At 44.5% G+C, this 13604-nt stretch carries 9 protein-coding genes; 8 read left to right on the top strand and 1 reads right to left on the bottom strand.

Annotated elements, in window-relative coordinates; genetic code table 11:
• Positions 1-9: 9 nt before the first annotated feature.
• From QQL66_RS05880 to QQL66_RS05845, 8 genes are all read left to right on the top strand, one after another.
• Positions 10-2238, top strand: coding sequence for a bifunctional diguanylate cyclase/phosphodiesterase (locus QQL66_RS05880; RefSeq protein ID WP_284379889.1), 2229 nt, complete (start codon positions 10-12; stop codon positions 2236-2238).
• Positions 2239-2451: 213 nt separating this feature from the next.
• Entirely contained in the window at positions 2452-3405 is a 954-nt protein-coding gene (gene folE2, locus QQL66_RS05875; protein WP_284379887.1) for a GTP cyclohydrolase FolE2, read from the top strand.
• Between the two features lie 82 nt (positions 3406-3487).
• Positions 3488-3904, top strand: a complete 417-nt coding sequence (gene hisI, locus QQL66_RS05870) for a phosphoribosyl-AMP cyclohydrolase (protein WP_284379884.1) — start codon at positions 3488-3490, stop codon at positions 3902-3904.
• A gap of 218 nt (positions 3905-4122) precedes the next feature.
• Positions 4123-6294, top strand: a complete 2172-nt coding sequence (locus QQL66_RS05865) for a type I secretion system permease/ATPase (protein ID WP_284379880.1) — start codon at positions 4123-4125, stop codon at positions 6292-6294.
• A gap of 6 nt (positions 6295-6300) precedes the next feature.
• Positions 6301-7641: an HlyD family type I secretion periplasmic adaptor subunit gene (locus QQL66_RS05860; RefSeq protein WP_284379877.1), complete on the top strand. Its 1341-nt coding sequence runs from the start codon at positions 6301-6303 to the stop codon at positions 7639-7641.
• Positions 7638-8258, top strand: coding sequence for a response regulator transcription factor (locus tag QQL66_RS05855; protein ID WP_284379874.1), 621 nt, complete (start codon positions 7638-7640; stop codon positions 8256-8258). Before QQL66_RS05860 ends, QQL66_RS05855 begins: the two co-directional genes overlap by 4 nt.
• Positions 8259-8276: 18 nt before the next feature.
• On the top strand, positions 8277-9644 hold the full coding sequence (locus tag QQL66_RS05850; RefSeq protein WP_284379872.1) for a TolC family outer membrane protein: 1368 nt from the start codon (positions 8277-8279) through the stop codon (positions 9642-9644).
• Between the two features lie 23 nt (positions 9645-9667).
• Complete coding sequence (locus QQL66_RS05845; protein WP_284379870.1) at positions 9668-10006, top strand: tryptophan synthase subunit beta like protein; 339 nt, start codon at positions 9668-9670, stop codon at positions 10004-10006.
• Between the two features lie 115 nt (positions 10007-10121).
• On the opposite strand, the gene QQL66_RS05840 is transcribed toward QQL66_RS05845, so the two are convergent.
• Positions 10122-13604 (bottom strand): cadherin-like domain-containing protein (locus tag QQL66_RS05840; protein WP_284379868.1); only part of this gene is annotated, 3483 nt, incomplete at its 5' end.

Below are 13604 nucleotides of genomic sequence, written 5' to 3'. Positions count from 1 at the left end.
AATAACTATATGACACAGCAGCTATCACCGCAGGACGAGCTAATAGTTTTTGAGGATGACCACCATGAAGCCCCCGTTGAAACCTCTTCGGCGCCATGGAAAATGCTCGTGGTCGATGACGAACAGCAAATGCACAAGGCAACAACTTTTGCTTTGCAAGGCTTTGTCTTTGAAGGTAAGCCTCTAGAAATCATTTCTGCTTTTTCCGGGCAAGAAGCCCGTGAAATCTTAAAAGCAGAGAATGATATTGCTTGTATTCTTCTCGATGTCGTAATGGAAACAGAAAACGCCGGTCTTGAATTGGTTGGCTATATCCGTGACGAGATCAAAAACAACTCTGTACGAATTATCCTTCGTACAGGACAACCGGGCTACGCACCAGAACTGGAAGTCATCAGTAAATACGACATCAATGACTATAAAGCCAAGAGTGAGTTAACCCGCACCAAACTGATTACTGCGCTAACCTCAGCGCTTCGCTCTTACGAACAAATCAAAGCAATGGAAACAGGTCAGTCCGGCCTTGAATACATTGTTAAGAGTTCACGTGAGCTGTTCCAGGAAAGAAGCATTTCTGGTCTTTCAAACGATGTCATTGAGCCGTTCGCCTTTTTATCTAAATGTGCACCAGAAAACGTTTTAGTATGCGGAATGCATAACGCAGGGGATAATGTAGATGCGGTTGTTTTAGCATCCGGCAATGCCATCGACATCGAAGCCAATACGAGAGTCAGTGACCTGAACGACTCAATTGCAGAATCCATTCAGGAAGCGTTCTCCAACGAAAGCAGTCTTCTTGATGGTAATCATATTTGTCTGTTCACCAAATCTCCGTCCGGACACAAAATTGTTATTTCAGGCAAAACTCAGGCTGAACTGGAATTTGTGAACAAGAAATTGTTAGCGGTATTTGGTGTTCAAATAGCTACATCTCTTGAAAATACGTACCTCTTTGAACACATTAATGAAATTGCCTTCCTGGATAACCTGACGCGTTTAAAAAATCGAAACGGTTTCCTAACTCAAATCCAGGAACTTTTAGATTCTAATAGTCAATCACACTTATTACTGCTGATTGATATCGATAATTTCCAAGCGGTAAATGATGGATTGGGTCACGATACCGGTAATTCGGTTATCAAAATGGTCGCCAAACGATTAACGTCGACCTACCCTAACGCCCTAATAGGTCGTGTTAGCGGAGACACCTTTGGTGTCTTTATCGCTCAAACCTCAGAAGAAGATCTAGAGCTAATTCCCAGACAACTTTATAAGGCATTTGAAACAACACTGCGTATTGGAGATAACGAACTTCCAATTTCTATATCCGCTGGTGTCGCAGCCACCGACAACTGTGATGATAATGCAAATGAGTTGTTCAAAAATGCAGGTATTGCGCTGAAATATGCGAAGAGTAATACCAAAGGCAAACATCAATTCTTTGATCCGGCAATGCATGAGCAATTAAAACGCCGCCTGAATGTGATCAAAGAATTGAAAGGTGCATTAGAGAATGACGAAATGGTGCTCTTCTATCAACCTCAGTACTGCCTGAAAACCCAGCAGTACATTGGTGTTGAAGCCTTGGTTCGTTGGTTTAAACCGGACGGCACTATTATCTCTCCGATGGATTTCATTCCTGCGGCAGAAGACTCAGGACAAATCGTTCATATTGGTGAGTGGGTACTAAAAACAGCCTGCGAACAACAAGTGAAGTGGATTTCTGAAGGGCTGCCTCCCCTTCGAGTGGCGGTTAATATCTCGATGCGCCAATTCAAAGATCCAAGCTTCCTTGATTTTGTCTATCAGACCATTCAAGACACAGGCATTAACCCTAAGTATCTTGAACTTGAGATCACCGAATCCATGCTCTCCGAAGATGCAATGGTATTCATCGATCAACTATCCATGCTTCGTTTAGAAGGCATTACGGTTGCAATCGACGATTTTGGTACGGGTTATTCGTCCTTGAGCTATCTTCAACGCTTGCCTGTAGATCGAGTCAAAATTGACCGCTCCTTCATTCGTCGCGTTGAAAGTAATCAGGGAGACAAAACCATTGTGTCCTTGATTATTAAGATGGGCCACGAACTCAATCTGCAAGTCATTGCAGAAGGTGTTGAGGACGAAGAACAAACCAAGGTCTTGGTGGAACTGGGTTGTGATGAAGTACAAGGCTTCTTCTATGCCAAACCTATGCACGGTAATGACGTCAAAGAACTGCTTCTAAAGAAATAACCAAGGGCCTTTCCGCTAAAGGCTCCCTTAGTTCCATTAGCGTTTTCAATTAAACTTATCAATAATTACTATCACTTTGGCCGGGGTCGCTTCTTGCTGATCCCGGTACTTTCGTATAGCATACCGCGATTGTTTTTACACTGGGTTCGATCAACTATCCTTATTATTTATTGGATATGCGCCCTATCACACTAACATAGGATACCTAAGTCAGTGACCAACCCTGCTTCCGAAAAAGCCCTGCCAGATGTGGCCCTTACCAGTCGTTCAAGCCATAGTACAACTTTGGATTGGGTAGGAATGAGCGGGATCGCTCTACCTCTCGTTATTAAAGATGTTAACGAACCTGAACAACGCATTGATGCTAAAGTACAAACGTATGTAAACCTGAACAACCCTCAGGTTAAAGGCATCCACATGTCTCGTTTGTATCTATTGTTGATGCAATATGCAGAGAAAGAAGTTGTCACCGTCGCAGGTCTTCGTGAATTCTTATCACACTTACTGGACAGTCATCATGACATCAGTGATTGTGCCAATCTAAACATCGATTTCGACTATCTAATCAAGAAGCCAGCACTTAAAAGCCAGTTTGCAGGCTGGAAAGACTACCCTGTTACCGTGAATGGTTTTCTGGAAAACGGAAAGGTTGTGATTGAGCTTTCGGTAAAAGTGCCATACTCATCTACTTGTCCGTGTTCTGCGGCATTAGCAAGACAACTTATCCAGGAACAATTCAGCAAAGACTTTGATGGTCGTGCCGATATCTCTGTAGATGAAGTGGAAAGCTGGTTACGTTCAGAAAAAGGTACGTTCGCTACGCCACACAGTCAGAGAAGTACTGCTCATGTGGTTGTACGCCTGGATGAGTCGGTTGAACTATTCCCTATCTCTGAATTGGTGAATGTCATCGAAAATGCCTTGCAAACACCGGTTCAAACCGCCGTTAAACGTGAAGACGAACAAGAGTTCGCTCGTCTGAATGGCCATAACCTGATGTTTGTAGAAGACGCCGCTCGTCGTGTTAAAAATGCATTGAATCAACAGTCAGACTACCTGGACTTCTGGCTACGCGTTGAACACTACGAGAGCCTTCATGCTCATGACGCAGTTAGTATTACTACTAAAGGCGTAGAAGGTGGTTTCCAACCACATCTTCACCGCTAATCAATACCTTTAAGACTGGCTTGATACTTTCAAGCCAGTTATTATCCCCACCCCACTCACTTTAGAACACCGAGACTTCCTGATGAGTAAACTTGACTGGAAAGCAATCGAGAAACAACCTTCTGGTAGCCACTTTGACCTTGAGCAAGCACTCGACAGTCTTAAGTACAACTCAGACGGCCTGATTCCCGCCATTGCTCAACAGCATGATACCGGTGAAGTTCTGATGATGGCATGGATGAACAAATTATCCATTGAAGAAACACTGAAAACCAAGCAAGTATGCTACTGGTCCCGTTCACGTCAAACCTACTGGCGCAAAGGGGAAAGTTCAGGCCATCAGCAAACCCTGATTTCTATGGCAACTGATTGTGATGCCGATACACTGTTACTTAAAGTGGATCAAAAAGGCCCTGCATGTCACACCAATCGCAGAAGCTGCTTTTACAACGAGATCACTGAAGAGCAAGTAACCATCAGTGCTGATCCAATTGCCTGATTTTCAATTAAGATAAATTACTAAAGACCACCTTCTCTTATTCAGCTTTTCCCTTGTTGTAAGGTGAAATAGCACGGCGGAATTGTACGCCGATAGCCATACTGAAGGTCATTACTTAAATATTATCTATTAATCAGCTCTCACTAATAACAAAAAATAACAATAAACCTAAAGATCTTCTTGTACAGTAACCTTTGAGAAAAAAGGGATATACAATTGTGGCGATATCTTACAATAACAATGACATGTTGTTAGGTTGCCTATCTGCTGTCTGTCATATATTGCATCGACCTCATTCGCCGAGTTCGTTAATTGCAGGACTCCCTCTAGTAGATAATCAGCTTACACCCAGCCTCTTTATTCGTGCGTGTGAACGTATCGATTTTAGCGCCTCACTGATTACGCGTTCACTAGTAGATATTCCCTCTGAGGTGTTACCTTGCGTACTTTTGCTCGAAGATCACAAAGCCGTCGTTCTGACAGCGAAAGATAACGAAAATGACGCATGTACCATTATTGATCCGTCGAAAGCCGATGGAGAGGAACACATCTCTCTATCGATCAAAGAGCTCAACATGACCTACATTGGTCAGTGTCTCTACATCAAGCCCCAATTCACCATCAAGCACGAATTAACTAAAGAAGAGCAATCGAAGAAAGACGCCAATCAAGCTAAACGATGGGTGGTTAATACCCTACGCTACTCGAAAAGTATCTACAGAGATGTGATTCTCGCCAGCATCATGATCAACTTGTTTGTGCTGGCCAATCCTTTATTTGTCATGAACGTCTATGACCGGGTCGTGCCTAACAATGCAATCGAAACCCTGTGGGTGCTAGCCAGCGGTATAGCGATCGTTTTTATTTTTGATTTCATCATTAAGAGCTTACGTACTCACTTCATTGAAGTCGCAGGTAAAAAGCTGGATGTTATCCTCAGTGCCAAACTGTTTCAGAAAGCGCTGGGTATTCACTTTCAACACCTGCCTCCTTCCGTTGGCGGATTCGCTCAAAACATTCGTGAGTTCGACCATGTTCGAAACTTCTTCAGTTCGATAACAATCACCACGTTAGTCGACTTTCCGTTTGCAATCCTGTTTTTGATTGTCATATTTTCCTTAGGTGGTCCGATTGTTTTAGCCCCTATTGTCGCGGCACTACTCATCCTGAGTTACGGTTATTATGCTCAGTGGCCGCTAAAACGGGCCATTGAAAAAACACAAATGGCGCACGTTCAAAAAAATGCCAACTTGATTGAATCCATTCAATCGATAGAGACCATTCGAGCATTTAACGCAGAAGGCCAAAGACAAAGCCAATGGGAAGAAAACGTTGCCTTTCTGAGCAAAAGCCAGGTAAACATTCGCCGAATTTCTAATTCCGTCAGCCAGTTTTCAGGCTTTTTCACGCAACTGGTGGGTGTATCCATCGTCATTATCGGCGTGTATCAAATCAGCGAACATGAGATGAGCATGGGCGCACTAATCGCCTGTGTACTTTTAGGTAGTCGTGCCGTTGCGCCTATGGCACAAGCGGCCAATCTGATTGCCCAGTTTGAGCAGACCAAACAAGCCATTACGTCCTTAAATCAAATCATTAGCCTGCCGGATGATCAGCTCCACGACAGCCGTTATATCTACCGTCCTGATCTTCAAGGCAATGTTGAATTTAAAGAGGTGTACTTTGCCTACCCGGGCCAATCCCAACCGACCTTATCCAAAATTAATATTAAAATTAACGCAGGTGAACGTGTTGCCCTGATTGGTAAGGTGGGTTCTGGGAAGTCAACGCTGGGTAAATTACTGATGGGGCTGTTTACGCCCTCTCAAGGTCAAATTTTGTTGGATGGGCTGGATCAAAAACAAATTAACCCTAGCGACTTCCGAAACAACATTGCTTATGTTCCTCAGGACATTCAGGTATTCCGTGGCACCTTACGAGAAAACATTTCGCTCAAAGCGCCCTATTCGCCAGATGAGGAAATACTCAGAGTTTCTGACATCTCGCTCTTATCAGACTTTGCAAACCATCATCCTGAAGGGTATAGCATGAGCATCGGCGAACGCGGAGAAGGGCTCTCCGGCGGCCAACGTCAACAGCTCGCTATTGCCAGATCTCTGGTCAATGATCCGCCGATCGTATTCATGGATGAATGTACCAGTGCCATGGACAACCAAACCGAGCAAGCGATGATTCAGCAATTCCAGAAGCATCTAACGGATAAGACCTTAATTTTGAGCACCCACCGTGCATCCCTGTTGAATTTAGTCGATCGGATTATTGTGCTCGATCAAGGCCACATCATTGCCGATGGTCCTAAAGCACAGGTAATGGACGCGTTGAAACGAGGTTTATTACGCTCCGTACAACAAACCGGGTCGGAGGCATAACACAGCATGCTCAAATCCGGATACAAGCGTACAAAAGATCTCGACATCGCCTACATGCTACCCAACCGCGCGGCAATGGAAGAACAAACGCCGTTTAAGTCCCGACTTTTGCTTTGGTCTATCTTCACTTTTTTAAGCATCATTATTGGCTGGGCGTATCTTGCTGAAGTGGATGAAATTGCCCGAGGTGAAGGCAAGGTAATTCCCTCTCAACAACTCCAGGTCATTCAAAACCTCGAAGGCGGCATCATTTCCGACATGCTGGTGTCAGAAGGTCAATTGGTGAATAAAGGGGATGTTCTGGTAAAGATTGATGACACCCAATTTCAATCATCGTTTCAAGAAACAAAGCTTCGTTACTTTGAACTCCAAGCCAGAGCCGCACGTTTGACCGCTGAATCGCAAGGACATGACAGTATCGCCCTTCCCTATGATATTCCTGAAGACGCGATGAGTTTTGTTCAGCAGGAACGAGGACTGTTCCTAAAACGTCAAAATCAATTAAACGCCCAGAAAGCGACAATTTTGAAGCAGGTATCTCAAACCCGAGCTGAACTCGCGCAAATCGAAGCCGAGAAAAAACAAACCTCACGATCTTTAAAACTCGCTGAAAAAGAACTGAACATTCTGATTCCACTGGCGGAAAGTGGCGCCGTTTCAGAAGTGGAGATTATTCGTGCAGAAAAAGAAGTGGTTCGTCTTGAGACCCAAATCAGCTCTCTTAATCTGTCGACTCCGGTTCTAAATGCTCAAATTGGAGAGCTGGAAAGTAAACTCTCTGAACTCTCGTTAAAACACCAAAGTGAAGCTTACTCAGAGCTTTCCGAAGTCACCGCTGAACTGTCCCGATTATCTCAATCGGAGGATGCGCTTGAAGACAAAGTCACCCGCACAGCCGTACGCTCGCCAGTAAAAGGCACCATTAAACAAATCATGGTCAATACCGTTGGTGGTGTACTGCAACCGGGTATGGATATCCTGAGCATTGTACCAATCGAAGATTCACTGCTTATCGAAGCTAAAGTCAGACCGGCCGATATCGCCCGAATTTACCCTGGCCAGCCAGCGATTGTGAAGTTCACTGCCTATGACTTTGCCATTTACGGAGGTCTGGAAGGTTCCGTCGTTCACATTAGTGCCGACTCAATCACCAATGAGAAAGACGAAAGTTATTACCTGGTTCGGGTTAAAACCGATCGGAGTTTCTTGGGTGAAGATTCCCAGGAATTACCCATCATTCCAGGGATGACAACGAATGTAGATATTCTGACGGGCAAAAAAACCATCATGGATTACTTGCTTAAACCTATCTTCAAAGCCAAAGAGAGGGCACTGACGGAAAAATGAGTGCTCAGCTAACCCATACGATCAAAACAGATGTAATCCTGATTGCGTCTTCAGATATTGAAGATTTTTTAGTCGATCAACTTAGAAGTGAGTTTAACCTTCATTGTGCAAACACCAAAGACGAAGCCTTGTTGGTGCTTTCACAGCACAAAACAAATTTAGTTTTGATTGAACAAAAAACACTCTGTGATATAGTGCGCGCCGAGCTCTTTAAAGAAGGCTTTAACGTTATTCTATTGACCCCCACCCCAAGCTTTAATGAGGGAATAGAAGCGTTACAACACGGCTATAGAGGTTACGGAAACCTATACAGCCACAGAGATCGCATGATCGCCGCCATCAACCTGGTTAAAGCCGGTGATGTATGGCTTGGCGCATCCATTGTAGAAGGCTTAAAGCAAGGGTTAGCAAGCTCGAACACAGCAGCACTTAATCAACTAACCCCTAAAGAAGTCTCTGTCGCAAAAGAAGTTATAACAGGTATCAGCAACAAAGAAATTGCATCGAACCTGAACATTTCAGAAAGAACCGTCAAAGCACATCTTTCTGCTATTTACGAAAAGTTATCTATTAAAAACAGAACCGAATTAATACTGAACTATAAAAACAATTTATAAATTGTTCCGGATACAACCATGACTAACAAATCGAAAAATGCCTCTTTAAGGTTTAAAAAAGCCTTTACTGTATTCAGTCTGACAGGCTTGTTTGGCTTGAGTAATCTTTCTCTAGCGAACAGTTTGGAAGAATCCATCCGTGTTGCGATTAAGAACCATCCAGAAGTTCAGGCTCAGATAAAAGAACACGCAACCGTTCGCGATGAAGAACAAAAAGCCTATTCACGCTATTTACCGCAGATTTTACTTTCTGCAGGTATCGGCCCTGAAAACAGCGAAAACAATACGACACGCACTGTTGCTGGCGGTGGTTCAGAAACACTGAAGCGTCGTGAAGCTCAAGTTTTGGTTACTCAAAACCTCTTTGATGGCTTTAAAATGCAAAGTGAACGAGCCAGAGAGCAATCTCGTTTGGATGCGGCAGATTATCAGTTGATTGAAGTCGCTGAAGATGTCGCTATTCGCGTTGTTAATGCCTACATTGCTGTTGTTGAATCAAATCAGGTTGTCAAAAACAGTAAAGAAAACCTGTTGTCACATCAACGCATTTACGACCAAATTCAAATGCGAGTAAAGTCGGGTGCCGACAACAAAGCCAACATCAGTCAAATCCGTGCACGTTTGGCCCTGGCCCGTTCTAACTTAGAGACGGCGCTGAACAACTTGTACGACGCAGAAAGCCAATACTACGAGCTAGTTGGAGTGAACCCACCTGAATTAACCAACATGCCGTATTTTGACTACGATTTGCCACAGAACAAGGGCGAGGCGATTGATCTTGCATTGGCTAACCACCCATCGGTTCTTTCAGGCCGTCATCAGGTAAAAGCGCAAGAGATGAATGTAGAAGCGGTAGAAGGTGACTATTACCCTAATTTCTTCATCGAATCCGGTGCGTCTTGGAACAACAACCTGGACGGTTCAGCCGGACGTAATGACGATGCCTACATCATGCTAAAAATGGAATACAACCTATTCCAGGGTGGCTTCACCGATGCCAGCCAGCGCCAGGCCATGAGCCAATATGAGAAATCTCAATACGAGCTGGATGCACAACTTCGTGAAGTTCGTAAAAACTCGGAAGTTGCCTGGAATGCCTACAAATCCTCAGACAATCGAGTGGCCTATCTAAAAGACTACGTTGAATCTACCCAAGAAACACAGAAAGCTTACGAGCAACAGTTTCGCATCGGTCAACGCAGTCTGCTGGATGTGCTAGATTCAGAGAATGAGCTTCTTCGTGCTAAGAACCAATACGTCCAAGCCCAAAGTGAACTGACACTTTCAAAGTATCAGGTATTACGTGCGCTAGGTCGCTTATTAAATTCATTAGAAGTGAAAGCACCTGAAGCAGAACAATTACCACCTGGTAAAAAGTTCTCCTAAAAACAGATCAGGAAGATATTCTCATGCCTTTTATAAAACGCGATGCCCAAGGAAATATCATTGCATTAACCTCTCAGCGAGAGGGGGACCATGATGAATATCTTCCCACTACAGATCCAGAGGTTGTGAGCTTCCTAGGGATGGAACCAGATCAGGATGAAGCGCTTAAAGCACTGAGAGAATCGGACAGCGAATTAGCTCGGGTTGCGGAAGATCTGATTCAGGTTCTGATCGAAAAACAAGTGATCTTATTCACTGATCTACCAGATGCCGTTCAGCAAAAACTGGTTTCTCGTCAGAAACTACGTTCTCTGCTCAATCAGGAAAACCCTTCTCTCTTGAGCGACGACGATATGCTTTAGAGCCGTTGAGGACATTCCGGTATAAATACACCACATAAAAAAGGAGCCGATATTTAGGCTCCTTTTTTATTGTCTGAAATTCACAGACTTCATCGGAATCAAAAGGAGTGGATCATTACTGATCCACATCCAAATTACCATCCTGAATAAGTTGATTAATGATATCGGCATCCGGACCTGTCAGATTCACGCCTTCCAGAGTGATTTTCTGAGTCACATTAGTACCATCCGCTTTTACACTCACCACTGTATTCATACCATCGCTTTCAAAGCTCAAGTACTGTTCCAGTGAGTTGTTTTGCTCATCAATCAACAAATCAGAAAGATCGAGAACGTCACCGTTCTGGCCTGTCTGGAAGTCTTTGATGACATCAACAGCAACATCACTAACGGTACCGTCGTCACCCGATTCCCACACAAAGGTATCACTACCCTGCCCGCCGGAAAGATAATCATCACCTGCATTACCGATAATGGTATCGTTTCCATCCTGACCAAAGATATTGTCATCCACCAAGAGACCAACCAACTCATTAGCTGAATCATCGCCCACAAGCATGTCAGCATTCGTCTCAGAGCTTCTTAAATATTGACCGTCCAACGTATTCCATGTCTGACCATTATCATCAGTGATTTCTGCACGGAACTGATACGCTCCACCCTGATCCCAATAGATGATTTCAATGTCATGAGCGCCTGCAGTATCGATATCGAAATACACGTGACCATTCGAGTAATTGTCAGGATTACGGGTCGTAGCACCTTGGTTACCATCGTATTCAGCAACAGAAACACCATCAATCAGGATTTGATAGCCATCGTCTGCAGTTACCTGGAAAGCATACGTCCCTTCGGTCAAGTAGATCTTACCTTCCATGTGCAGTAAGGCATGCTCTCTGTTACTTGGATCACTAGACAATGAATCAGCATCCGCTCCCAAAAACTCCTGTAGATGATTATTACGAGCCAAATCATCACCAGAACCATAACTATAGTCGAGAGTCGTTGCGGTAAAGGTGGCATCGATAGGTTGATTATTAATGACCGTACGCGCTTCGCTAATGCTTTCGATATTGTTGTTACCGAATTCAACTCGGTTAAAGCCATAATAACTGCCTTGCAGACCAACTTGAGCACTGTCAGAACCACTGGTATCAAACACTGATACAGGAATTGTCAGATCTGTTTCCGCCGTAGAACCATTACTATCTGTAGAAGTTGCCGTAACCTGTAGATCAAAATCACTCGCAGGGACAGGCAAAGTCATAGTAAGACCTTCGATAGAATCCGAATCTAAATCAATAACCCAATTTCCTCCAACCAACTCACCTTGGCTGAACGTAGTACCTTCCGGGAAGCCAGTTAATGATACAACTAAAGATTCTGAACCATCCTGATCCACCAAAGAGGAAGCAATATCCACTGCTATTTCTGCAGTCTCTACCTGTACAGCAGTACCTGCTAACTGCAAATCAGATAGGATTAACTGTGAATCAAATTGGTTATCACCCACATTAATTACGGCAAATCCAAGAGTTAAAGGCCCTGTCTCAGTCACCTGATAGGTGTAGGTTGCAGTACCCTGCTCATCATCATTGGTTTGCTCAAGAATCACAGGCTGCCCATTAATAACAACAATCGCATAATCGTTGTATATGCTGGTGTCATATCCATTGGCCGCTTCAGGGTCGATGAAATCCCAGTTAAAGGTAAGAACATCACCCGCCTGTGCATCAAATGTTTTTTGATAGAACGAACCATCAACCGCTTTAGTATTGCTGGTCGTGTCGGCTAAAGAATCCAACGTCCCTGTAGCAAGTCCTAAAGCAGTCTCAATCTCAGAGGCGGAAACCTCAGAGTTATCATCCTCACTATTTAAGGTAATGGTGCCATTCTCAATCTGAACAACCCCATCTTTCTCATTGCCGTTGTTACCGGAAAGATCAATCAACTCAACAATCTTACTCGGACCACTCAAGTTCGGCGTATCAGCCAATGCAGTGACAGAAAGGCTGGCAGTTGTCGGAATGGTATGAACACCATCAATAACATCAAAACTGATCTCAACATCACCACTCCAATGATCATTTGGTTCAAATGTCCAAGTACCATTGCCATTATCAGTCAACACCCCAGAACCTGAAGTCACTTGAAGATTACTTACAGTGACTCCCCCTTCCTCATCAGTTGTACCTGCAAGTAAATCAGATTGAGAAATGACTAAGGTACCGTCTTCGACAATCGTTCCAAGATCTACTGAAGACACCACAGGTGCATCATTAACCAGATTCACTACAGGTGAAACAATGCTGGAATCAATAGAAACACCATCATCATCCAGTACGGTTAATTGAATATCAGGCAGTTGATTACCCGCATTGACAAAGTTAGCACCAGCAAGCGTCAGAACCACAGTAGTGCCAATCAACTGGTAATAGCCTTGGTCGTTTGTTCCAGACTTGAAGTCTACAAAAACAGCGCCCTCTGCATCATTTGCCGAATAATTAGCAATAGCCTGACCTTGAGTAGCTGAATTCTCATCCACTTCATCCAATAAACTCAGTGAAATTTCTGGATCATCATTGGTGTTAGTAAATGTAACGCTGGCAGTGCCACCGTCCGTAAATTCACCATCACTCACAGATACATCATACGACGGAGCATCCTCACCACCGTCATGAACAAATTGAACCTTGCCATCCGAAATATCCTGCTGAGTAAAGGTTGAAATCTCAACACCAGGATCGGACACCAATTCAAATTGTCCGTTCTGTACATTAGACACAGTGAGCTGAAGCAGAGAATCATCAGTATCTACATCAGATGCTGACAATTCAGAACTCGACAGAATGACCGTCTGTCCTTCGGTAATAGTTAAGCCATTATTAACCAGCTCAGGACCTTCGTTAACATTACTTACTGTAATACTGAAGGTCTCGTTGGACGATGAGCCATCGGTTGAGGTCGCTGTAATCGTTAGGTTGATAGCCCCTTCGGTCTCGGCGTCGAAGCTCGCACCGTCCGCTACGGTCACTACGCCATTGGCGTCGATCTCGAAGCGGGTGTCATCCACGGCATAGGTTACTGTGTTGTTGGTCGCGTCATTGTCAGTCGCTGAGGCGGTGATCCCCACCTGCGTTCCGGCCGTTACGTTCTCGGCAATGGTGTTCGCAGTGCTGTTCGTATCGGTGACGGCACTGACATCGAACTCATCGACATCGCTCACTTGTATGGTGAAGGTCTCGTGGGATTGAGAACCGTCCGTTGATGTTGCCGTCACGGTTAATTGAATGCTGCCTTCGGTCTCAGCGTCGAAGCTGGCGCCATCCGCTACCGTCACCACGCCGTTGGCATCGATCACAAAACGGTCGTCGTTCACGGTGTAGCTGACAGTATCGGTGGCGTCATTATCCGCTGCAGAAGCCGTGATCCCCACCTGGGTACCGGCCGCTGCATTTTCAGCGATTGTATTCGTGGCTGAATCCGTATCGGTGACGGCACTGACATCGAACTCATCCACATCGCTCACTTGTACGGTAAAGGTCTCGTGGGATTGAGAACCGTCCGCTGAGGTCGCGGTGATGATGATGTCAATCGA

The organism is Litoribrevibacter albus (assembly GCF_030159995.1).
Taxonomy (GTDB): domain Bacteria; phylum Pseudomonadota; class Gammaproteobacteria; order Pseudomonadales; family Litoribrevibacteraceae; genus Litoribrevibacter; species Litoribrevibacter albus.
The sequence above is the reverse complement of the archived record's forward strand: the minus strand, read 5'-3'. Positions and strand labels throughout refer to the sequence as shown.